Origin of the sequence: Paenibacillus pseudetheri (assembly GCF_924513355.1) — a bacterium.
Taxonomy (GTDB): domain Bacteria; phylum Bacillota; class Bacilli; order Paenibacillales; family Paenibacillaceae; genus Paenibacillus_AQ; species Paenibacillus_AQ pseudetheri.
In genome coordinates, this window is sequence record NZ_CAKMAB010000002.1 from 265,516 (window position 1) to 288,416 (window position 22,901).

The following is a 22,901-nucleotide window of genomic DNA, read 5'->3' on the forward strand; positions in this document are numbered from 1 at the left end:
CATTCAACACCTCGCAAGAATACCCTTAACACTAATTATTCTGTCGGTATTATAATTGGTAAGGTGACGATGAAGGTCGTTCCTTGGCCAGGTTCGCTTTCCACTCGGATATCCCCTTTATGAAGCGATACGATCTGTTTAACAATGGCTAGTCCCATCCCGCTACCGCCATACTTACGACTGTGAGAACGATCGGCTTTAAAGAAGCGTTCAAATATACGCTCTTGGTCCTCGGGAGAAATACCAATGCCAGTGTCGGATATTCGGACGGTTACATTGTCCAAATCTTGTTTGACGCTGACGTTAATCACACTGTCATCCTTGGAGAACTTGATGCTATTTCCAAGGAGATTCGTCCACACCTGACTTAACAGGTCATGGTCTGCCCATACGATTACTGATTTCAATTCAAGTTCAAAACTAATGTTGCGTGCCGACCATTGGGGCTGTATCGCCACGATTACACGTCTGATCTGTTCATCCAAACTGAACGTAATAAGCCGCAGTTGTTGGGATTGCGATTCAAGCAAGCTCAGCTTTAACAAACTATCGCTCATCTTGGACATCCGCTCCGCTTCAGCAATAATAATGTCGAGATAACGATTCCGTTCATCCTCTGTGAGGGCTACTTTCTTGAGCGCAATAGCATAACCAGATATCGAGGTAAGCGGAGACTGAACCTCATGCGACACATTCGTTACGAACTCCCTGCGCATTTGCTCAAGGTGCTGCAGATCATGCATCATTTCCTCGAAGCTATTAGCCAAGGTACCTAGCTCACCCATCTGCTTAATATTCAATTCGACGTTGAAATCCCCAGTTGCTATACGCCTAGTTGCCTTTGTAAGCCTTTTGATCGGTCTCACTAAGAACATGGAAGCGACCAGTATCAATACGCTCCCCGTTATTAACGAATACGCCAAAAAATTAAATAGCAGATTCCTCGTAGAAGACAAAGTAGGAGGCACAAGCGGCTCCACAAACATCGCCTTCGTTCCCATTTCGGTTTTCAAAGGTAGTCCTAAGAGGTTGGAAGAACCTATACTCGGTTTAACTTGAACAGCTTCACCACCCAATACTTTCTTTAATTGCTCCCTAGTCACGGTAGCAGGGCTCTCTCCATTAAGCGCTCCGTAAGACTGAACCTGACCGTTCTCATCGTAAATTCGAATATGGTAGGAATCAAGCTGCTTCATTCCACTTATAAGAGCATCGGCTTCACGTGAGGGTAAGGTTTCGTATATCCGTTCGATGTCCTGACCAAAGCGAAGTAAGGGAATTCGCAGGTTTTCGTTTAATTTATCTTGAAATACCCAGGTTGTCACAAATAGAGAAATCAGTGTGCCTCCGATCACGGAGACTAGAAAGGTCAGAACAACACGTGTATATAATGATCTGATCATTCATATACCTCAAGCCGGTAGCCAAGTCCACGAACCGTCTCGATACGAAAATCAGGAGTAGTCGAGAACCGCTCGCGCAGACGTTTGATATGCACATCTATCGTTCGATCGTCTCCAGCGTAATCAATCCCCCAAATCTGATCAATTAGCTGCTCGCGCGTATAGACTTGTCCGGGTGTTCCAGCGAGCTTATATAGCAATTCGAACTCCTTGAGTGGCAACGTGAATGACTCCGTCCCTCTCATCACTTTATAGGTCTGTCGATCAAGAATGACGTCACCGAAATGGATCGTCTGTGTCGAACCAATCTTGTATCGCTTCAATAAGGATCTAACACGAACCGTCAGCTCCAGCGGATCGAATGGCTTCGTCAAATAATCGTCTGTCCCCAGTTCGAAGCCCTTCACCTTCTCCCAGGTTTCACCTCTCGCAGTTAGCATAAGTAAGGGAAGATCCGGATTGGCTTTTCGGAGCTCTTTGCATAACGTCCACCCATCCATAATCGGCATCATGATATCGAGTACAACAAGATCAACTTGCTTTGAGGCGTAAACGGCTAATGCTTCTTTGCCGTCTGCAGCTTCGGCTGTATCAAATCCGTCGTTACGTAGAAATAAACAGACGAGTTCGCGAATGTTCGCATCGTCGTCAGCAACTAGTATAGTAGGCATTCGTACCCTCTTTTCCTGTTATCCATCTTAGTCATTATACTACAATATACTTTCACCCAAGAAGGAACGCCTTCGGCATCCTCTCAAGGACGATGATCGTTTCGCGAACAATAGAAGGATCATGTATAGCGAGAAACTTATACTTTCTTATATTTCAAAAAAGAGCGTCTAATACGGTAATCCGCATGTAGACGCTCTTGGAGTCGTTTGACTTCACCTTCAAACGACTTACTTCTTATTCATCTTAAACTTCAGGAAGAGCTCATTGTAATGCGCAAGCATCCGTTTGCCAAGGTTATCATACACCTCAAGCCGATCCGTAATCTCGGCAGGCGGGTAGAACCGGGTATCCTCGGAAGTTTCCTTCGGAAGCAGCTCCAGCGCAGGAATGTTAGGCGTGGAATAACCTACGTATTCTGCATTCTTAGCCGCTACATCTGGGCGAAGCATGAAGTTAATGAACTTATGCGCTCCATCCACATTATCCGCAGTTCGTGGAATGACCATGTTATCAAACCACTTGTTCGAGCCTTCCTCAGGCACTACATAATCCAATTTATCATTCTCATCCATGATCTCAGAAGCATCACCGGACCACACAATCCCGACCGCAGCCTCTTCATTGGCAAGCAGCATCTTGATCTCATCTCCGACAATTGCTTTCACGTTAGGAGACAGCCTATTCAGCTTGGTTAGTGCCTCTTGAAGATGCCCTTCATCCCGGTCATTAACGGAATAGTGTAGGCTGTTCAAGGCCATACCCATCACTTCACGCGCTCCATCCACCAGGAAAATGTTATTCTTCAGCCTGCTGTCCCAGAGGGAATCCCAGCTGGTAAAGTCCATCCCTTGGGTCATGTCAGGGTTGAAAATAATCCCAACCGTTCCCCAGAAATAAGGCACGGAATACTTGTTGCCAGGATCGAAAGAAAGGTCCATAAACCGCGCATCAATATTCTTTAAATTCGGAACCTTGCTATGATCCAGCGGTATGAGCAAGTTTTCTTCTTTCATCTTGGCAATGGCGTAATCCGAAGGAATTACGACATCAAAAGTAGTTCCACCCTGCTCCACTTTCGTTAGCATGGCTTCATTAGAGTCAAAAGTTTGGTAAATGACCGTTAATCCGGTCTCTTTTTCAAATTCCTTCAACAGATCAGGATCGACATAGTCGCCCCAGTTATAGATAGTCAGTGTATTCCCTCCGGAATAGCCCTCTCTCGAGTTCATCCAAGAGCCCAAGTACATTAGCGCGAATGCCGTGATCATGATCGCCAGAAAAGCATTTACCAGCTGTTTCATCTAGGCACCCCCGCTTCCGCTACTGGCTCCGCCACAGCTTCCGAGGTATTCTGACGGTTCTTCTTAAGGGTCAGGAAGTAATAACCGACAACGAGCAGTATCGTGAACAGGAAGATCAGTGTCGATAGCGCATTAATGGATAACGACACCCCTTGCCGAGCTCTGGAATAAATCTCAACCGATAGCGTCGAATAACCATTACCCGTTACGAAGAACGTAACTGCAAAGTCATCCAGTGAATACGTAAGTGCCATGAAGAATCCACTAAAGATCCCCGGTTTGATAATGGGCAGAATAACCTTAGTCAGAACATCCTTGCGGCTTGCGCCGAGGTCACGTGCTGCATCCGTCAATGAAGGACTCATATCCTGTAAATGCGGCAGAATCATCAACACGGCAATCGGTACACTGAACGCGACATGCGAAAGCAGGACGGATACGAAGCCAAGCTTGATGCCTGCAATGGTGAACAGGATCAGGAACGATGCACCGATAATGACATCCGGACTAACGATCAACACGTTGTTCAAAGATAACAAGGTATTTTTAGCACGGCGGTTCTGTACACTCTTAATGGCCAGTGCACCAATAATAGCGATAAGAGTGGCGATAGCCGAAGACAGAAGCGCGATTACAAGCGTGTTGATCATGATGATAATTAGACGTGTATCCTGAAGGACCTCTCGGTAGTAATCCAGCGTAAAGCCCTCGAACTTGTGCATCGTCCCCCCGCTGTTGAACGAATAGTACATCAGATAGAAGATTGGCGCATACAGAACAGCGAACACTAGCACTAGGTACAGATTGGAGAACCCGTTTTTATTTCTCATTCCGCACCCCTTTCCGCGATCCGCCGGTAATAATCATGAACAGTGCCATAATAGCAATCAGAAACACTGCAACCGTGGAGCCCATACCCCAGTCCTGTGTGACCAGAAAATGCTGCTCAATCGCAGTACCGAGTGTAATGACCCTGTTGCCTGCAATCAGACGAGTAATCATAAACAGGGACAGCGCTGGTATGAATACTGCCATACATCCGGAACGTACACCCGAAATGGTCAATGGAAAAATAACGCGCCGGAACGTCGTCCAGCCCGAAGCACCCAGATCACGTGCCGCATCCAGCAAGGATAAATTAAGATCCTCCAAAGCGCTGTAGATCGGCAAGATCATGAATGGGATAAAGATATACACAGATACAAATACAAAGCTGAAGCCCGTAAATAAAATTTGCTGTTCTCCGATTCCAAGCAGATCAAAGAAATTGTTGATCGGTCCGAACGTACCAAATATGCCAATAAAAGCGTAAGTTTTCAGTAGCAAATTAATCCATGTCGGTAAAATAATCAGCAATAACCATAGCTGCTTATGCTTCGTTCTCGTCAACAGATATGCCGCCGGATAGGCGACCAGCAAAGAGAATGCTGTAATCAAAAACGCATACCAGAATGAGGTCAGCGTCATTTTTAAGTACACAGGTGTAAAGAAGTTCACGTAATTATCTAGCGTAAGATGCCCATCCAGATCAAATAGAGAATAATAGATGACAAGCAGCACTGGTGCGATTACAAACAAGGCGATCCACAGGTAATAAGGGATGAGATAATACGATCTGCCCTTATTCTTCATGACTCTCCACCTCGCCGTAAGCTTCCAGACGTTTGTCGAACTCTTCCTCCGTTTCACCAAAACGCATAACATGAATCGCTTCCGGATCAAAATAAAGGCCAATTTCACTACCTACAGTCGCCTTACGTGTAGAATGCACAAGCCATTCATGTCCGGATTCATCATAACAACTGATTTCATAGTGGACACCCCGGAACAACTGGGAATCCACTCGCACACGTAGTTTACCCTGTTCCAGTGTTGAAATTTCCAAATCCTCGGGACGTATAACAATCTCCACAGATTCGTTTGATTTAAGACCGGCATCGAAACATTCAAAGCGGCGACCGTTAAACTCCACCAGATAGTCTTCAATCATAACACCCGGAACAATGTTGGACTCGCCAATAAAATCAGCCACGAAACGGTTAATTGGCTCATCATAGATATCGTTAGGTGTTCCGCTTTGTTCGATTTTGCCTTTGTTCATGACAAAAATCCAGTCGGACATCGCGAGTGCCTCTTCCTGGTCATGTGTAACAAAAATAAAGGTAATGCCAAGCCGTTGCTGCATTTCACGCAGTATGTACTGCATCTCTGTTCGCAGCTTCAGATCGAGCGCAGATAGCGGCTCGTCCAGCAAAAGAACCTGCGGCTCATTCACAATCGCACGAGCAATGGCCACGCGCTGACGCTGACCACCGGACATTTCGTTAATAGCACGCTGCTCGTAGCCAACAAGGTTAACGAAACTTAGCGCTTCCTGCACCTTCTTCGTGATGACATCTTTCTTAAGCTTCTTAATCCGCAGTCCGAAAGCCACATTCTCGAATACGTTCAGGTGTGGAAATAATGCATAATCCTGAAAGACCGTATTGACCTGCCGCTCATTGGCTGGAATGTGGTTGATCACTTTACCGTTTAAATAGATAGAACCGCTTGTTGGCTCTGCGAACCCAGCGATCAATCGTAGAATAGTCGTTTTACCACAGCCTGATGGACCAAGTAGTGTATAGAATTTGCCGCGCTCTATCTCAAAACTGACTCCTTTTAACACCGGATCTTCGTCGTCATATTGCTTGGTAACCTCTTCAAATGAAATAATAGTGCCTTCCTGAATAGCTATAGCTAACAACCTCCCTGCCTAAAGTATCACAATACTATTTTACCCGCATCTCGCGGAGAACAATCGAATGGGCATGCTCAGCGCTAATAAGCGACAATTCCTCCTCTCATTCGACACTCCAATAGATATAGCATATTAGATTGTACCATTATATGCGATAGCGTAAAGGAAAAAGGAATGCGTAAACTTAACAACTTTGTAAAATATCCAGTCCTCCAAGCCTTTTTTAAGATGCTATAATGAAAGCGAACTGAAAGACCAGACAGTTTTTTCATTTTTTTCCGAAAGAAGATGAATGATAATGAACGAGGGGTTACAAGACCGCCTTGAAAAATATGGTTTCTCACTTTACATGATACGAATTACGCTGGCCGCTTCACTTTCATGGGTCGCTGTACACAGCATATATGGTAGCCAATATTTATATTTTGCACCCCTTGCGGCTATCCTCATCACCCAAGCCAGCGTTAAAGCATCGCTAGAAAAAGGAATCTACCGCCTGATCGGCATTATTCTTGGCGGGATCGTTAGCCTAATTGTTGGCCAGTTTTTTGATGTTGGTGGACTTTCTATCCTGCTCATTCTACTCATCGGGATTGGCATCGCTACGGCCTGTAAGATGAACATTCAAGCTGTCTCACAGGTGGGTGTTACTTCCGTTCTAGCTCTTACTTTCTACCAGAATGACTACGTGCTTTGGAGAATAGGGGAAACATTTATTGGTGTGCTGATCGCCCTGGCCATCAATATGATTATCGTGCCGCCGAACAGGTTCGTCAAGGTAAAAGCATTGGCATTCGAAGGAAGTCTTCTACTTGCAGATGCATTAAAAGATCTCGTAGGCGTAAGACGTGATTCTCCGAAAGACAATTTGCTGGAGGAAGCAGGTAAACTCCTGTCGAATAGCAGCCGGGAACAGAAAGAAATGTTCTATACCCTCACACATTATCAGTGCCGGGGTGAACTGAAGGGGCTCATACAGGCTACCTCACATCTAAAAAGCATTCATTCCTACGTCAAAGAAATCGCCGACGATATTCGTCTTCTGCCAGCGCATCACGCCTCTTCGGACTGGATGAAGGATGTGCTGGAGTCAACCGCAGATTGCATTGCTCTTTATGGAACCAGAACCTTGTCTGGCGCGGAGTGCCAACGTTCTCTTGCCGATTGTATAGAGCGTGCTCGTGACCTGCAATTGGCAAGCTTCTCTGAACTGCAAGGGAATTGTTCGCTAGCAAGCATTCGTGATCTCGGTGCGGTCTTCAGTCACTTAAACCGGGTGCTGGAGGAAGTAGAACGTGCTAAATCTGCTACTTATGTTGTAGCCACCCGGCCCTCAACGGCTGAAGTCGCACGCGCTTTACATTTTATTAAAAAGGGACTCTCCCAGAAGCTATAAGCTTTGGGAGTGTCCCTTTTGTTCAAATATAAGCCCTCTTACAACCCTGATTACTACTTATACTTTCTTATATTTGAACTAAACCGACTGTTTCGCGGCACGCCCGATCCTCACGTTCACCAGAACAATGCTGCTAACAATAAGCAGTAGACCCATCACAAGATTTAAAGTAATCTGCTCATTTAAAAAGACTACGCTAGTACCTATCGAGATCAGTGGGATCAAAAAAGTAAATGATCCGACCTTCCCTGCCTCTCCCTCGTTAATCAGCTTGAAATAAATCAGCCAACCTAAAGCGATCACAAAGACTGCAATAAACAGTGTATCGGCTATAAACGTTCCACTCCAGGTGATATCCGACCACTTCTCTGTAGCAGATCCCGAAAGTAGCAAAATGATACCACCGATCGTTATTTGCATAGCGGTCATCCATAGCATATTCACGCGCACAGCATTTCGTTTCATATATACCGTTCCTAATGCCCAGCTCAAAGCACTGGCTAAAGCAAGCACAATTCCCCATATAGAGATGCTTCCGTTAAGTCCTCCAATACTGAGGGAGCCTACTCCGATGAACCCTAGCAACAGACCTGCCATTTTGAGCCCGTACATGCTCTCTCCTAACCACAGCCATGAAAAAATGCCCAGCAATACCGGCTGCAGAAATACAATGGACGAGAATAATCCTGCGGGTACATACTGCAAGCCAATCGTCTGAAATCCATAATAAAACACGATACTTAATATAGCCGAGATCAGATAGATCGGCCATAGTTGCTTGAAGCGAAGCTCCTTCATCTTAGGAAGTGCAATTAGAATAAGAATGCATCCGCCGATGACGGTTCGGATACCTGCAAATAATAAGGGTGGAGCGTAGTCTAAGGCGATTTTGGATATAGGCCAATTAATGCCCCATACAATCACCAAAAATATAAGAAGGATGATGCTTTTCTTCTGCTGATTCATGTATTCACTCCTTGGTGTAGATTCATCACAAATGATACAATAATTAAGAATATAAATGAAATGAATAATACTCATAAGGGGCATATCATATTTGTTATGAACAATAATCAAATTCGTTTGTTCGTCAAAATCGCAGAGAGCGGTAGTTTTACCAAAGCTGGCGTAGAACTGAATATGACCCAGCCTGCTGTCAGTCGAGCAATTTCCTCTTTAGAAGCCGAACTGGATGTAAAGCTATTACTTCGAGATCGACGGAACGGTCTAATGCTTACTGACATCGGCAAGCGTATCCTTGTTATTTTTCGTGAAATTCTAATGGGCTTTGATAAGGTCAATCAGGAAATTTTCGCCGAGAGGGGGCTTGAGAAGGGAAGCATTCGAATTGGGGCTTTTCCAGTGGCTTCTGCCTATTTTTTACCGAAGATTATTAGCTCTATCACTGAAAGATATCCGAATATTACGATTAGCCTGCAGGAGGGCTCTATCGCCGAAGTCAGAGAATGGCTGGAATCCAAAGAAATTGATGTTGGCTTATTGCTCGCTCCTTGCGAGGCGTTCGAAGCCATCCCACTATATAGAGAAAAGCTGTACGCTGTAATCAGAGATGACCATCCTTTGCATGAGCGTTCTGTCATAGGTGTGAGAGAATTAGCGGGTGAGCCAATGCTGATCTGTAAAGCTGGTTATGAACCACCGGTGGTAGATTTATTCCGCAGAAGCAACAGCTATCTGAATGTAAAATATGTGGTTAATAACTATGCAACAGCTCTTAATATGGTTCAAGAGGGGCTGGCTGTAGGTGTGATGTCTGAGTTATCTTTGTTATCTTTACCTCCAAATGTAGTAACCCGTGAACTGCAGCCCGACGCCTACAGAGATATACATATCGCAGTCAGCTCGCTTACCGATACTTCCATAGCTGTAAAGATGTTCATGGAGACAGCTATGGATCTTTTTACTAAGCCTAATAAAATGGATGATGAGGAGTGCTGAAGATGAACTTTAAAAGACTTGGAAATAGCGGACTACAAGTATCCGCATTGGGACTGGGGACAAACGCTTTTGGTAAAAGGGCGGATCAAGAGACCTCCATTCAGATCGTACATACTGCGCTGGATCATGGCATTAACTTTATCGATACTGCTAATATTTACGCTGGCTCCGAATCTGAGCGAATCATCGGTCTGGCCTTGGAAAGTAGAAGACATGAGGCTGTTCTCGCCACTAAAGCAGGCTTAGTTAAGAATGACGGACCTAACGGAAGCGGCTCCTCGAGGCGCCATTTGATGCAGGAATTAGAAGATAGTCTTCGCCGCCTAAAAACGGACTATGTCGATTTATACCAGATTCACACCTTCGATCCCAATACGCCACTTGAAGAGACGTTACGGACCTTGGACGATATGGTATCTTCGGGAAAAGTACGCTATATCGGGGCTTCCAACTATACAGCATGGCAATTAATGAAGGCGATTGGAATTAGTGAGGCACGGAGCTTCGCCAAATATATTTCAATTCAGTGTAGCTATTCCTTAGCGGATCGGACCCCGGAGAATGAGCTTCTCTCCCTTTGTCTTGATCAAGGTGTAGGGATCATTCCTTATTTTCCACTAGCGGGCGGAATTCTCACAGGCAAATATAATTCAAGAGGTTCCGCACCCTCAGGGTCCAGAGCAGATACCGATCCTAATTTCAAAAGATTCCTGAATCATGAGCGGATCGAACTGGGGAACAAAGTGGGGCAGATCGCTGAAGAACTGGGAACCTCTTCTACTGCACTTTCCTTAGCTTGGCTCATGAATCGTCCTGCCGTCTCGACGGTTATTGTTGGGGCTACACGCGTGGAGCAGCTGGAACAGAATTTGCATAGTACCTCCCTTCAGCTTAATGAGGAAACTACGAGCAAGCTGGATGCGGCCAGTAATTCCTTCCGCTTTGGCGAGCCTTTCGCCTTTTATCGGCTCCCATAGTCTGAATACTATAATGAAGGAGGGGAGTATTATGACAACACATACAACGGCTAGCATTCAAGTGATGCTTGAAGAGCATAAGGACTTTTTTAATCGTGGCGCAACTAAAGAGGTTGCCTTTCGACTTAGTCAGCTTCAGAAACTTAAAGACAGTATCAAGCGATACGAGAGTCGTATTATTACTGCCTTACAACAGGATTTAGGAAAGAGTGAGTTCGAGGCTTATGCCACAGAAATCGGCTTCACCTTGGACAGCCTAGGTTACATGATGAAGCATCTCAAACGTTGGGCGAAGCCCGTAAAGGTTAGATCACCTCTGCATTTATTTCCTGCAAAGAGTTATATCTTAAGTGAACCTTACGGTACCGTGCTCATTATTGGGCCTTTTAATTATCCATTTCAGTTGCTGATCGAGCCGCTGATCGGCGCCATTGCCGCTGGAAACTGCGCTGTCCTCAAGCCATCGGAGAGCACACCATCCATCACGGCTGTTATAGAGCAGCTCATTCAGGAGACCTTCGAACCCCAGTATATTCGCGTAGTTCAGGGGGAGAAAGAGACCACCCATCTGCTGATCCATGCCAAGTTTGATTATATTTTCTTCACGGGCAGTGTTCCGGTCGGCAAAATCGTGATGGAAGCCGCTGCGAAGAATCTAGTGCCTGTAACCTTGGAGCTTGGCGGGAAAAGTCCGGTCATTGTCGACACATCAGCCAATCTTGATGTTGCAGCGAAGCGAATCGTATGGGGCAAATTATTAAATGCCGGTCAAACCTGTATCGCCCCCGATTATTTGCTCGTTCATAAGGACATTGCTAATGAATTGATCAACAAAATCAAACATCAGATTACTGAATTCTACGGTCAAAATGCGCAGCCGAATACAGATTATGGCCGGATCGTAAATGAGCGCCAGCTGCAAAGGCTTGCCAGTCTCATTGACCGGGATCAGGAAAAGGTGGTTATGGGCGGAACCGTCATTTCAGTAGAACGTTATATTGAACCTACACTAATCTATCCTGCGGCTTGGACTGACGCTTCTATGGAAGATGAGATCTTCGGTCCGATCCTACCCATATTGGAATATCATCAATTGGATGAAGCTATCCGGAGTATTAATGAGCATCCAAAACCACTTGCACTTTATCTGTTCACAGAGGATAAAAATGTTGAACAAGAGGTGCTTTCCCGAGTCTCTTTCGGAGGAGGCTGCATCAATGATACGATCTCGCATGTGGCGAACGCTAGCTTGCCGTTTGGTGGGGTAGGCAACTCTGGAATCGGCGGTTATCACGGGAAGCACAGCTTTGAAGTCTTTTCCCACCGCAAAAGCATCGTTAAGAGAGGCACACGAATCGACCTCGGGATTGTGTACCCACCTTATGGTAATAAGATCAAGCTGGTACGAAAAGTATTAAAATAGACAAAGCAGCAAGCCTCCCATGACTGGGAGGCTTGCTAGGCTTATCAAGAGAACCACTTTTCACTACTCAAACAGCTGTACCAATTTCTTTACATGCAACTCCGCGGTAGAAGGAAACCATAGCTCAGCACTCTCTTTCAAGGATACACTTCCAGCTCCAACGGACCTCATACCGGCGGCTTTAATAGCAGCTATGCCATCCTCTTTGTCCTCGATACCTACGCAGCAATCAGGTGATATATCCAGCATCTCAGTAACCTGCAAATATATTTCCGGATCTGGCTTGCCCATACGGATGTTTTTAGGGTCAGCAATTGCCTGAAACAATCGCCCGATCTTCAAGCGTTCAAGAATCAACATTGCATTCTCATTGACTGAAGCCAACCCGACAGGGATTCTCTTTTTTTTCAAATCGGTCAGAAGACTATGGATACCCGGGTATAAATCATCTGGAGTCATTTGTTGAATCAGCTCTTTATACTTTTCGTTCTTTTTGTTGCAGAGCATTCCTTTTACCGGTTGGGGTAAATTCAAACCACTTCCCTCCAGTAGAATCTCTAAACTTTCCATTCGACTATGGCCCTTCAGACGTTCATGCTTCTCTCTATCAAAAGAAATCGCAAGCTCTTCAGCTAAGGATTTCCAGGCCTGGTAATGATGCTCACTAGAATCGGTAATAATCCCGTCCAGCTCGAAAATAACAGCCTCAAGCTGCTTCACATTTGAAAGGGTCACCGGCTTCTTTACAGTTAACTGCACAAGGCTCCCTTTATGTAGAATTTCAATCACTTCACCTGTCAGTAGTGTATAAATCACTGCCTTACTATCAACATAAATATCCAATAAGTGCCCACCGCTTGTTATTTTAAACCGATAGCTGTCCCATTGTGCTGGCAAGGCAGGATTAAAGGATAGCATACCGCCACATAAGCGCATCCCACCAAACCCATTCACAATCGACAGCCAAGATCCTGCCATAGCAGCAGTATGCAGCCCGTCCTTCACGTTACGGTTAATATCATCTAAGTCCATCCGTACCGTGCGGTCAAAATAGGCGTACGCCCCCGTTAAATCACCAATCTCAGCAGAAATAATACTGTGAATGCACGGTGACAAAGAAGAATCATGTGTCGTCAGCGGCTCATAGTAATTGTAATTGCGGATCTTGTCCGCCAAGCTGAACTGATCACCCAGCAGAAACATGGCCATCACCAGGTCTGCCTGTTTGAGCACCTGATGACGGTAAATCACCAGCGGATGGTAATGAAGCAGTAGTGGATATTTATCCGCTGGCGTATGTTCAAAATCCCACTTCTTCTTAGTCAGAAACGTATCATCCTGAGCATAGATGCCAAGCTCCTCATCAAAAGGGATATACATTTTTTCTGCAGCGACCAGCCAACCACCAGGCTCTTCCTCCGTCAGACCAATTTTGCCCTTCAGCCGTTCAAAATACTCCGGATACTGCTTTCCTAACAGTCTGGCTATCTCATATGCATAATAGAGTTGATCCCGTACCATTAGATTAGTGTATGCATTATTGTTAACGATAGCTGTATACTCATCGGGGCCCGTTACTGCGTCAATACAGAACGCACCCTCCCTAGCCGGATTAAAATGACCCAGATCCACCCAAAAGCGGGAGGTCTCGAATATCATTTCCGCCCCCTCCAGGACCAGAAACTCATAATCGCCAGTTGCCCGCACATACTGTTTAATGGCATAGGCAATATCCGCGTTTATATGCATTTGTGCCGTTCCTGCCGGAAAATAGGAAGAGTTCTCAGCCCCATCTATGGTGCGCCAAGGATACAGCGCTCCCTTCTGAGACATCACTGCTGCCCGTTCCCGTGCCTTATCTAACGTAGCATAACGAAACTCGAGTAGCTTCCGGCTAATCTCCGGCTGTGTAAATGTAAAGAAGGGTATCATATACATCTCGGTATCCCAGAAATAGTGACCTTCGTATCCTTCACCCGTCAGGCCCTTGGCCCCGATGTTCGTAACCCCGTCACGTCCTACGGATTGCAGCAATTGAAAAGCATTAAAACGGATACCCTGTTGAAGCGCAAGATCGCCCTGAATCTCCACATCGGCATGTGCCCAGAAATGATCGAGAAAAGCCCGTTGTTCATGAACTAGCGCTTCAAACCCACAGTTCTCCGCCAAGTGTTGCACTTCTAAGCACCTACTTAACAGCTCGTCTTCTGCATAATCCTTAGAAGTGTGATACGAAATGTACTTGGTCAGGGAGATCCTTTCCCCCATCATCACTGGAACAACCCATTGCATGGATAATCGCTGATCTCCTAGCTGCAAGAGCCTTTCATATCCAGAGCTACAATTCAGACTGTGACTTATCCCTGTTAAAAGAGCAAACCCGGTATGCCGCGTCCTCTGCTTCATCCACAAAAAGGACTGCTCGAGCTCATGACCGGTTTCCACTAGCAGCAAATTGGGTTCCTTACTCCCTGATCCCAGCCGGGGGTCATCCGTGACCTCCGGCCTTTGAATCTCACCATCGATCGATGAAGTAAACGTTAGGGTTCCCTCAAAATTCAATGCCTTGACCTCGTAATCTATGGCTGCTAAATGTTTATGCTGCATGGCCACCATCCGACGAATGTTCAGCTGTACCCTGTGTCCGGCAGGAGATTCCCATTCTACCTGCCGATGCAAGATTCCATTTCGCATATCCAGCTTCCGTTCATAACGATGCACTTGCCCACTGTTTAACTGAAAGGTATGACCCTCAATGCTGAGCTCAATAATCTTGGCGTCCGTCACGTTCAGCATGGCTTGGTTGCGGGAAGGATATCCATAAGCTCCCTCTGGATACACAATAGGCTCGGAATCAAAAAATCCATTCAAATAGTTCCCTGTTACAGATGAGCCCGAGTGGCCATGGTAACCTTCCTCGAAATTACCGCGCATGCCAATGTATCCATTACCCAGAGCAAATACACTTTCGCTTCTTTGATTGTTCACTTCATCATAAGTCTCCTCATCAAGACTCCACTCCCGGTAAGGATACACCGCAGCCGGATGTACGTATGGTTTCATCTTCATCTCTCTATGTTCCTCCTGACACAGTTTTGTTCAATTAACCCTTTATCGACCCACCCATAAGCCCTCTGACAAAATACTTTTGCAGCAGGAAAAAAATCGCGAGCGGCATCAGCATGGAGATAAATGCAGCCGAAGTGAGCAAATGCCAGTCGTTGCCTCGTGAGCCTACTAAGTCGGCGATCTTCATCGACATGACCTGCACTGACGGTTGATTGCCGATAAAAATCAGCGAGACTAAATAGTCATTCCACACCCATAGGAATTGAAAGATTCCGATAGAAGCCAGTGCGGGCACAGATAACGGTAGAATCAGCCTACTGAAAATAGTGAAGTGGCTCGCCCCATCCATAAAAGCCGACTCAAACAAATCCTTAGGAAGCTGACTGATAAAGTTATACATAAAGTAGGTAACCAGCGGTAATCCAAAGGCCGTATGCGCCAGCCAAATGCCCAAGTAACTTCCGTTCAGTCCAAGAGCCGTATAATCTTTGAGCACTGGAATAAGTGCAACTTGTATTGGAATAACGAGCATAGCGATAATGATAACAAAAAGTGTGCGGCGCCCAGGAAAACGTAGCCAAGCAAAAGCATAGGCGGCAAAAGAAGCAATTAACACCGGAATTACCGTAGCCGGAACCGCAATCGTCAGTGTATTCCAGAAGGCTTGCGACAATCCGGTGCCTTTTTGCACCGTTTCACTGCCATCGGCTTGCTTGAGCTTGTATTCCTTACCCGAGAGCACATTATTGTAGTTATCCAATGTGAGATCTGGTGTCATTTTCCAGCCTTGTTCCTGTTGATTTATGGTACGCGCTCTGCGGTTCTCCCACATCAAACGACTGCCATCGGCCTTCACGCCTGCCTTCAGCTGATCATCTGTATAGGTTTTGCCATCCACCTCGATCGGCTCCCGCAGATCCACATCTTTAGATAGCTGAAGGGTCTCTCCAGCCTTCCACTCCTGATGGGGAAAAGCTTTCCACCATCCAGTCTGCAGGATATCGGCAGCCGGACGGAAGGAGGAAATGAAGAGCCCAAGGGTCGGAAGCAACCAAATGAAACAAATCACACCCAGCACGATATTAACAATCGCCTTGCTGCCTTTTCTCTTCTTTTTCCCGGACATTAGAATCCCCCTTGCTTACGGAACTGACGTAGATTGATTATGATCACAGGCAACACCGCGATCAGCAGAACAATAGCCAGCGTGGAGCCGTAACCGAAATTCCGGTACATAAAGAATTGGCGGTAAAACTGTGTAGCCACTACCTCTGTATCGTATTGACCTCCTGTCATCACCATGACGACGTCAAATATTTTCAACGTAAAGACGATAATGGTCGTTGTCACAGTCAGAATGGTTGCTGAAATGTAGGGGATCATGATTCCAAAGAAAATCTTCACCTCATTAGCACCATCCACTCGCGCAGCTTCCAATATGTCATCAGGGACTCCCTTAATAGCTGCCGAGAATATCACCATCGCAAATCCGGTCTGCATCCAGATCAGAATGATGATGAGGAAAAAGTTATTCCACGGCTGAAGCATACTCGTCCATGCCTGTGGTTCTCCCCCAAAATAAGTAACGATGGCGTTCAATAATCCAATTTGTTCATCGCCGGGTTGATAGTAATATACAAACTTCCAAATAACGCCTGCGGCTACAAAAGAAATAGCCATCGGCATAAAGATGATCGATTTAGCTAGCTTCTCATAGCTGCTTCTGTCGGCAAGAATTGCAATCAAGAGCCCAAAAGCTACACATGCCAGTGTACCAACGAATACCCAAAGTAAATTGTTACGCAGTGCCGTCGCCATTAGATGGTCGCTAAAGATCGCTGCATAGTTGCTGAGACCCACAAATTTCTCTGAAGAAGCATTGAAAAAGCTTAAATACAGCGTCCGTAGTGCAGGCAGCACCAGTAGCCACCCCAATATAATCACTGCCGGACCAATAAAAATATAAGGCAATACCTTTCGGCGTACGTAATCAGGATATTGCTCGACTGCCCAGGTAAGTGTGTAATAGATCAGATAAACACCCAGAACCCCCCATAGAACAGCCAGAACCGCCGTTAGTAGCGGGTTTAGCGTCGAATCCCGAAAGAATAAAAAGATCGAGCCATTAACAACAACATTGGCTATTAATACTAAAAGAGACAGCAATACCGCCCTAAGGCTTACCGTCTGCTTGGCTTTTAATTGTGGCTTCATTTGTGGTTGTAGTTGTGATTGTCCACCCATATTAGCTCCAGCTCCTCCTATACTCGCGCTTTGGAAAACAAAAAGAGAGGCAGAGAACCTTCAAATCTCGCTGCCCCTCTTTTAACTGTGTGCTTTCAATATTAGGTTAGTTGTTCCAGCCAGACTGAATTTGTTCCAAAGCCTGATCCAGTGTCGCAGTACCACTTACGTAGTCGGTCATGCCCTTCCAGAAGGTACCTGCGCCCACTTTGCCCGGCATCAGGTCAGAGCCATCAAAGCGCAGCGTGGAAGCATCCTGAACCAGCTTCGCCATCCGGCGATCGGATTCTGAGGTATACCAATCCAGGGAAGCATCGTTCATTGGAGCAATTACGCCGCCCGATTGTACCCAGCTCTTAATGGATTCTCCTGTAGTGAAGAATTCCATAACCGCACGAACTTCAGGACGATCGTTGAACATCGCGTAAATATCACCAGCAACTAGCACTGGTTTGCCATATTGAGGATCAATCGGCGGCAGGTAGAACCAATCATAATCTACATCAACCTTTGCCGTTTCAGGGAAGAAGCTCGTAATAAAATTGCCAAGCATATTAAACCATGCTTTAGGAGGATTATTGAACATTGGCGCTGGAGCATCCCCGAATGATGTCGTCACAATGGATTTAGCACCCCCGTAGACATAATCCTTGTTGAGCCAGATTTTGGACATGACTTCTACTGCATTCTTCACTTCTGGAGAGGTAAATGGCAGCTCACCTTTTACCCATTTATCGTAGTTCTCAGGTGCAGTTGTGCGCAGCATTATATTTTCTACCCAGTCTGTTGCTGGCCATCCTGTTGCAGCACCACTCTCGATTCCAATAGCCCAAGCAGGATCACCGTCTTTCGCAATTTGTTCCGTCAGAGCCATCATCTCATCCCATGTCTCAGGAACCTTGTAGCCGGCTTCATCAAATTGCTTCTTTGGGTACCAAACCAAGCTCTTAACATTACTGCGGTTCCAGATCCCCGCCATGATCTTGCCGTCTTTTCCGTCCATATTAGACATATCAAGCCAGCTCTTGTTGTAATTAGCCGTCAATTTAGCTTGATCCAGCACGTTAGTTAAATCGATAACCTTCCCAGTCTTAGCAATCGAGGCTAGCAGTCCCGGCTGCGGAAAGTCAGCGATATCCGGAGCATTTCCACCATCTACTCGAATGTTTATCGTAGCTTCGAACTCTTTGGAGCCCTCGTATTGAATATCAATTCCTGTCTTCTCTTCAAACTCTTTAATACTATTCTCAAATTTCACTTGGTCAGCATCTACGAAGGGACCGAACATCGTTACTTTAGTTCCTTTATAGTCGCCCTTCATGGCTAGCTCTAGCGGAGATCCCGAAGGCTCGGTGCTAGGAGAAGTTGTAGCTTTCCCGGTGTTATCTGCTGTCGGGCTGGTTGTTGCCGCAGGCGGATCTGTAGGCGCTGCATTGTTGTTATTACCTCCGCCGCATGCGCTCAGCATCATAGTGAAGGATAAACACAGTACTAAAGCCAATGACTTTTTACGTCCTGAGGTTTTCTTCATCTTTTGTACATCCCCTTTAATGGTTTTAGAGATTGCTTCTGACTCAATCATCCGGTACCCTGGCATGTATAAGCAGCTTGAAGCAGATCACCTCCTTGCAAAGCTTTTCAGAATCTAAGGATCTATACTAAAAAAGAATCGAATCGCAAATTCCAATTAATTGTAGCGCTTACATTTGTTATAATATCACATAAAGTAAGCGTTTCCAATCCGTATTGAAATGTTTTGGTAAAAATTAATTTTATTGTCCAAGCAAATATTCAAATGTTGCTTAAGACGAGCGTTGAATTCTGAAAAGCTTTTCAGAGGGTGGTACAAAAGTGAACTACCCCTATTTTTCCCGTGTAGATTCCCGCACAATCAGCTTATGCTCCATCTTCTCATTCAATACCTGCACTTCACCTGTTGTAAGTAATTCATGCAGCTTCTCGGCCGCACGATACCCTAACTCGTAAATCGGTTGTGCAATCGTGGTTAGCTTCGGGATGAACATACTCGACATTCTCAGATTATCAAACCCAATCACAGACACCTGACCGGGAACCAGAATATTACGATCCTTCAGATAAGAAATCGTCCCCATTGCGAATTCATCGGCCACACAGAAAACAGCAGTTAGTTCAGGGTAATCTGTAAATAGTTCATGCGCAGCTTGATAAGCATGTTCAAACCGGTGACTGGCATATTTACTCTTCATAATATTCTGCTGTAACCCAGACTCTGTTAGTGCTCTTACAAACCCCTCATAGCGTGGTGGTCCTGATACCGAATTATCATGGTTAAAACCAATCATACCAATATCTTTATGACCTAAATCAATCAGGAACTTTACCGCATCATAGGCAGCCTCTTCATCATCCACCTCCACACTTGGAATGTCGAACTCATCGGAATGCGAGGACACAAGCACAAATGGAATTCTACAACCGACCAATTTGTCATGATATTCAGGGTAAAGGACATCACTGGCGAATACAATTCCATCCACCTGTTTCTCGTGGAAGTTATCAATATAGGACAGTAGTCGTTCTTTGTCGCGGTCCGTATTGCAGATCATTAGACTGTACCCAAGCTTAATGCAAGCATCCTGCATCCCCCGAATCACCCCTGCAAAATACAAGTTCTCAATATCCGGAATAAGCAGGCCCAGTGTAAAGGACTTCTTGTAAATCAGACCACGTGCAAATGAATTAGGTTGATACCGCAATCGTTCTACAGCCTCCATCACTCGATTCCGTTTGCTCTCCACTACCGAATTCGGTGCATTCATAACACGTGATACTGTGCTAATCGACACCTCGGCCATTCTGGCAACATCTCTTATGGTTGGCTTCATAATGATAACTTCCTTTTTTTAAAATATAAGAATTTATATGTTCCACGCTATAAATTATCCTTATATTTCTCGCTTAAACGCTTACCGTCCTTATAGGGACGTCGAAGACGTTTATACTTGGGTAACTTTTCGATGTGATTATAGCAAGCCCGATTGGAAATAACAATAGAATCTATGAAGCGCTTACATTATTTTTAAAAATTCCTCTTCTCCTCCTCTTTCTCCACTCGGAAGACAGACAACTTACTTAAAGTGTGTATATAGTTTTATTACATGGTATACTAGCCGAGTAGCGATATTCGCAGCTACAAATACTGCTCTATGAGCATAGAGCATTTATTATAGGAGGGATAACATTGAAACAACCTCGTGACATTCGATTCTCCGTACTGGACCTGGCTTCTATTGTAGAAGGAGGGACAGCGGCAGACTCTTTTCATAACTCTCTAGATTTAGCCCGGCACGCTGAGAAGTGGGGCTATCATCGGTATTGGTTCGCTGAACATCATAATATGATCGGAGTTGCCAGCTCTGCTACCTCACTCTTGATCGGACATATTGCTGGTGGCACCCAAAGTATACGTGTTGGCTCTGGTGGTATTATGCTATCTAACCACGCACCACTTGTTATTGCCGAACAGTTCGGGACACTCGAATCTCTATATCCGGGACGGATCGATCTTGGACTGGGCAGAGCACCCGGATCTGATCAACCAGCTTCCCGTGCACTACGTCGCGGCCTCGGAAGCGATGGCAGTGAATTCCCTGAGCAGCTAAGTGAGCTAAGAGCTTACTTCGACCCTGCAGGAGCAGGATCGCGCCCAGCTGGAGTACGCGCGGTTCCTGGGGAAGGCTTAAATGTTCCCATCTGGCTCTTAGGCTCTAGTGGTTTTAGTGCTGAGCTAGCAGCCAAGCTAGGTTTGCCTTTTGCCTTTGCCAGCCATTTTGCACCTGAGTATTTACTTCAGGCGCTGCACATATACCACAGTAATTTCCGTCCATCAGAAGTACTAGACAAACCTTATGTTATGATCGGGCTCGGGGTTGCAGCAGCCGATACCGTAGATGAGGCAAGAAAGCTAGCTACCTCGCAGCAGCAGCAATTCCTCAATATCATCCGCGGGCGTACAGGCAAGTTACAACCACCCGTTGAGAGTATGGATGGGCTATGGACGGTACAAGAAAAAGCAATCATGCTCGATAAGCAGCGTTATTCTTTCTCTGGCGATAAAGCAGCGATTAAAGAACGACTTCAAGACATTCTGAAAGAGACTCAAGCAGATGAATTGATTATCTCCGCAGGGATTTATGATCATGAGGCTCGTCTTCGCTCCTATGAAATTGTAGCTGAGGCTATGAAAGAACTGTAAGATTGCAGTCTTAACAAGGCAGGACGTTATCTGAGTATCGGGAATTCTCCCGTTTCAGATATGCGTCATGCCTTTTTAGTTTTGTTTTCAGAAACGTTCTTAATAAAACACTACTAAGATATGAAAAAACATAAAAATAAAGAGATATAGAGAGAAATCAATAGATAAATAGACCATACACTTATTATTTAACCAAATATGATCTAATTAGTTGTAATACATCATTTTTCTTTGGATATCATTTTGATTATACTTTATATATTCGCTATAACGAACGTTTTGTATTTTAGCTATGCCCTCTTCCTTCGGTCTTTCGGAAAGATTCCGCTCATAATTGAAAGAGTGGTACTTCACAATACTACTTATTTCGACAATGTAGAATGGAATAATCGTTTAAAACGGAGGATTTTGCCGGAAGCCCGCAGATTTTGTTGTTCAACAGCTACAATGGGCTCAGGAGAAAGGAGCAAAGAAAGTGAAGAAGAAATACCATTCGGTCTTCATATCTGCTTACGTTCTGATTATTCTGGTAGGAGTAATATGGCACGCTGGAGGGGTAAGCGCTCAGGATACCATTAAACTTACTGTGAATTCTCATACCACGAGCACAGCCACCATGAACAATATGAAGCCTGGTGACGAAATGAGCTCAGAGTACACGATTATTAATGATGGCACAGAAGGCTTTGATTACTTTGTGGACTTTAAATTCATCTCTGGAGACGTAGAACTGTACAATATTCTCCAAATGACACTCGAAAAAGAGGGAGTAATCATCTATTCGGGAGTGATGAGTGAGGCTGCTGGCAGAGTAACCATCGGTTCACTTGCTGGAGGAGAGAAGAGTGTAATTCAAATGGATGTAACCTTCCCATGGGAAGCCGGCAACGAATATCAAGGGAAGGCCACGACCGTAGCTTTTGAATTCTCCGCTTCCGGAGAACCAGGTCCAACCGCCGAGCCTACTTCAACGCCAACAGCGACAGTTGCTCCTACACCTGATCCATCAGCTACACCTGAAGCTTCACCGACACCTACGGTTGCACCAATCTCAACACCTACGGATTCACCAACGACTACAACTTCACCTACAGCTGTCGTAACACCAGGTCAATCGGTGCCACCAACAGCCACACCAACACCATCGCCTACACCTAAGGCTTCACCGCCTGCAGTCGATGAAATAAGCGTTACTGAAGAACCGCTTCCAATGGGCAGAAGCAGTAATGAGCCTACACCTACGGTATCACCAGGTGCTGCTGGTAGTCAAACCACCAGTGCAACACCTCAGCCAAGCGATGAGGCAGCCTTACCAGACGGCGACATTCCTTTGGGAGCACCAGAGGCAGGCAATGAGCTTCCAAATACCGCCGAGCCTTGGTATAACTTAATTCTTGCCAGCTTAGCTATTGCGGTACTCAGCGTGATCATCATGCGCAGATTGAAATCGAAGAAAGAATAACGTTTAGTAATATAAGTC

At 45.5% G+C, this 22,901-nt stretch carries 18 protein-coding genes; 6 read left to right on the plus strand and 12 right to left on the minus strand.

Features of this window, described 5'->3' with window-relative positions; all coding sequences use genetic code 11:
• Positions 1 to 35 precede the first annotated feature (35 nt).
• From L1028_RS02615 to L1028_RS02640, 6 genes are all read right to left on the minus strand, one after another.
• Positions 36 to 1,403, minus strand: coding sequence for a sensor histidine kinase (locus L1028_RS02615; protein ID WP_234531021.1), 1,368 nt, complete (start codon positions 1,401 to 1,403; stop codon positions 36 to 38).
• Positions 1,400 to 2,074, minus strand: a complete 675-nt coding sequence (locus L1028_RS02620) for a response regulator transcription factor (protein ID WP_234531024.1) — start codon at positions 2,072 to 2,074, stop codon at positions 1,400 to 1,402. The genes L1028_RS02615 and L1028_RS02620 overlap by 4 nt, the downstream gene beginning before the upstream one ends.
• A 228-nt stretch (positions 2,075 to 2,302) precedes the next feature.
• Complete coding sequence (locus L1028_RS02625) at positions 2,303 to 3,376, minus strand: ABC transporter substrate-binding protein (RefSeq protein WP_234531036.1); 1,074 nt, start codon at positions 3,374 to 3,376, stop codon at positions 2,303 to 2,305.
• The gene (locus L1028_RS02630; RefSeq protein ID WP_042131492.1) at positions 3,373 to 4,206 is read right to left on the minus strand and encodes an ABC transporter permease; all 834 of its coding nucleotides are present in this window, start codon (positions 4,204 to 4,206) and stop codon (positions 3,373 to 3,375) included. The genes L1028_RS02625 and L1028_RS02630 overlap by 4 nt, the downstream gene beginning before the upstream one ends.
• On the minus strand, positions 4,196 to 5,008 hold the full coding sequence (locus L1028_RS02635; protein ID WP_042192705.1) for an ABC transporter permease: 813 nt from the start codon (positions 5,006 to 5,008) through the stop codon (positions 4,196 to 4,198). Before L1028_RS02635 ends, L1028_RS02630 begins: the two co-directional genes overlap by 11 nt.
• A complete protein-coding gene (locus L1028_RS02640; RefSeq protein ID WP_149645568.1) occupies positions 4,998 to 6,107 on the minus strand; it encodes an ABC transporter ATP-binding protein in 1,110 nt (369 codons plus the stop codon). The genes L1028_RS02635 and L1028_RS02640 overlap by 11 nt, the downstream gene beginning before the upstream one ends.
• A 307-nt stretch (positions 6,108 to 6,414) precedes the next feature.
• Here L1028_RS02640 and L1028_RS02645 point away from each other — a divergent pair, with 307 nt between their 5' ends.
• Positions 6,415 to 7,512 (plus strand): FUSC family protein, encoded by a 1,098-nt coding sequence (locus tag L1028_RS02645; RefSeq protein ID WP_234531038.1) that lies wholly within the window; start codon positions 6,415 to 6,417, stop codon positions 7,510 to 7,512.
• 78 nt (positions 7,513 to 7,590) lie between these two features.
• On the opposite strand, the gene L1028_RS02650 is transcribed toward L1028_RS02645, so the two are convergent.
• Positions 7,591 to 8,478 (minus strand): DMT family transporter, encoded by an 888-nt coding sequence (locus tag L1028_RS02650; RefSeq protein WP_234531040.1) that lies wholly within the window; start codon positions 8,476 to 8,478, stop codon positions 7,591 to 7,593.
• Positions 8,479 to 8,574: 96 nt separating this feature from the next.
• Between L1028_RS02650 and L1028_RS02655 the strand changes: the two genes are divergently transcribed.
• Genes L1028_RS02655 through L1028_RS02665 form a run of 3 tightly spaced genes read left to right on the plus strand, consistent with a single transcriptional unit; the run spans position 8,575 to position 11,871 of the window.
• A complete protein-coding gene (locus tag L1028_RS02655; RefSeq protein ID WP_234531042.1) occupies positions 8,575 to 9,471 on the plus strand; it encodes a LysR family transcriptional regulator in 897 nt (298 codons plus the stop codon).
• A 2-nt stretch (positions 9,472 to 9,473) separates the two neighbouring features.
• On the plus strand, positions 9,474 to 10,448 hold the full coding sequence (locus L1028_RS02660; RefSeq protein ID WP_234531054.1) for an aldo/keto reductase: 975 nt from the start codon (positions 9,474 to 9,476) through the stop codon (positions 10,446 to 10,448).
• Positions 10,449 to 10,479: 31 nt separating this feature from the next.
• A complete protein-coding gene (locus L1028_RS02665; RefSeq protein ID WP_234531057.1) occupies positions 10,480 to 11,871 on the plus strand; it encodes an aldehyde dehydrogenase in 1,392 nt (463 codons plus the stop codon).
• 63 nt (positions 11,872 to 11,934) lie between these two features.
• Here the strand turns inward: L1028_RS02665 and pgmB are convergent, their stop codons facing one another.
• From pgmB to L1028_RS02690, 5 genes are all read right to left on the minus strand, one after another.
• Positions 11,935 to 14,940, minus strand: a complete 3,006-nt coding sequence (pgmB, locus tag L1028_RS02670; protein WP_234531070.1) for a beta-phosphoglucomutase — start codon at positions 14,938 to 14,940, stop codon at positions 11,935 to 11,937.
• Positions 14,941 to 14,974: 34 nt separating this feature from the next.
• Entirely contained in the window at positions 14,975 to 16,066 is a 1,092-nt protein-coding gene (locus tag L1028_RS02675; protein WP_234531072.1) for a carbohydrate ABC transporter permease, read from the minus strand.
• A complete protein-coding gene (locus L1028_RS02680) occupies positions 16,066 to 17,154 on the minus strand; it encodes a carbohydrate ABC transporter permease (RefSeq protein WP_042194677.1) in 1,089 nt (362 codons plus the stop codon). The genes L1028_RS02675 and L1028_RS02680 overlap by 1 nt, the downstream gene beginning before the upstream one ends.
• A 136-nt stretch (positions 17,155 to 17,290) precedes the next feature.
• Positions 17,291 to 18,715 (minus strand): ABC transporter substrate-binding protein, encoded by a 1,425-nt coding sequence (locus tag L1028_RS02685; RefSeq protein ID WP_234531074.1) that lies wholly within the window; start codon positions 18,713 to 18,715, stop codon positions 17,291 to 17,293.
• Positions 18,716 to 19,046: 331 nt separating this feature from the next.
• Complete coding sequence (locus L1028_RS02690) at positions 19,047 to 20,051, minus strand: LacI family DNA-binding transcriptional regulator (RefSeq protein ID WP_234531076.1); 1,005 nt, start codon at positions 20,049 to 20,051, stop codon at positions 19,047 to 19,049.
• 356 nt (positions 20,052 to 20,407) lie between these two features.
• Between L1028_RS02690 and L1028_RS02695 the strand changes: the two genes are divergently transcribed.
• Both L1028_RS02695 and L1028_RS02700 read left to right on the plus strand, forming a co-directional pair.
• Positions 20,408 to 21,421 carry an LLM class flavin-dependent oxidoreductase gene (locus tag L1028_RS02695; RefSeq protein WP_234531078.1) on the plus strand — a complete coding sequence of 338 codons (1,014 nt, stop codon included), beginning with the start codon at positions 20,408 to 20,410 and terminating at the stop codon, positions 21,419 to 21,421.
• A 475-nt stretch (positions 21,422 to 21,896) separates the two neighbouring features.
• Positions 21,897 to 22,883, plus strand: a complete 987-nt coding sequence (locus L1028_RS02700) for a hypothetical protein (RefSeq protein WP_234531090.1) — start codon at positions 21,897 to 21,899, stop codon at positions 22,881 to 22,883.
• Positions 22,884 to 22,901 lie beyond the last annotated feature (18 nt).

Coding starts and splice junctions, on each gene's coding strand:
- L1028_RS02630 (WP_042131492.1), bottom strand. CDS start 4,206: ATGAGAAATAAAAACGGGTTCTCCAATCTGTACCTAGTGCTAGTGTTC.
- L1028_RS02650 (WP_234531040.1), bottom strand. CDS start 8,478: ATGAATCAGCAGAAGAAAAGCATCATCCTTCTTATATTTTTGGTGATT.
- L1028_RS02665 (WP_234531057.1), top strand. CDS start 10,480: ATGACAACACATACAACGGCTAGCATTCAAGTGATGCTTGAAGAGCAT.
- L1028_RS02690 (WP_234531076.1), bottom strand. CDS start 20,051: ATGAAGCCAACCATAAGAGATGTTGCCAGAATGGCCGAGGTGTCGATT.
- L1028_RS02625 (WP_234531036.1), bottom strand. CDS start 3,376: ATGAAACAGCTGGTAAATGCTTTTCTGGCGATCATGATCACGGCATTC.
- L1028_RS02615 (WP_234531021.1), bottom strand. CDS start 1,403: ATGATCAGATCATTATATACACGTGTTGTTCTGACCTTTCTAGTCTCC.
- L1028_RS02645 (WP_234531038.1), top strand. CDS start 6,415: ATGAACGAGGGGTTACAAGACCGCCTTGAAAAATATGGTTTCTCACTT.
- L1028_RS02680 (WP_042194677.1), bottom strand. CDS start 17,154: ATGAAGCCACAATTAAAAGCCAAGCAGACGGTAAGCCTTAGGGCGGTA.
- L1028_RS02660 (WP_234531054.1), top strand. CDS start 9,474: ATGAACTTTAAAAGACTTGGAAATAGCGGACTACAAGTATCCGCATTG.
- L1028_RS02655 (WP_234531042.1), top strand. CDS start 8,575: ATGAACAATAATCAAATTCGTTTGTTCGTCAAAATCGCAGAGAGCGGT.
- L1028_RS02620 (WP_234531024.1), bottom strand. CDS start 2,074: ATGCCTACTATACTAGTTGCTGACGACGATGCGAACATTCGCGAACTC.
- L1028_RS02635 (WP_042192705.1), bottom strand. CDS start 5,008: ATGAAGAATAAGGGCAGATCGTATTATCTCATCCCTTATTACCTGTGG.
- L1028_RS02675 (WP_234531072.1), bottom strand. CDS start 16,066: ATGTCCGGGAAAAAGAAGAGAAAAGGCAGCAAGGCGATTGTTAATATC.
- pgmB (WP_234531070.1), bottom strand. CDS start 14,940: ATGAAGATGAAACCATACGTACATCCGGCTGCGGTGTATCCTTACCGG.
- L1028_RS02685 (WP_234531074.1), bottom strand. CDS start 18,715: ATGAAGAAAACCTCAGGACGTAAAAAGTCATTGGCTTTAGTACTGTGT.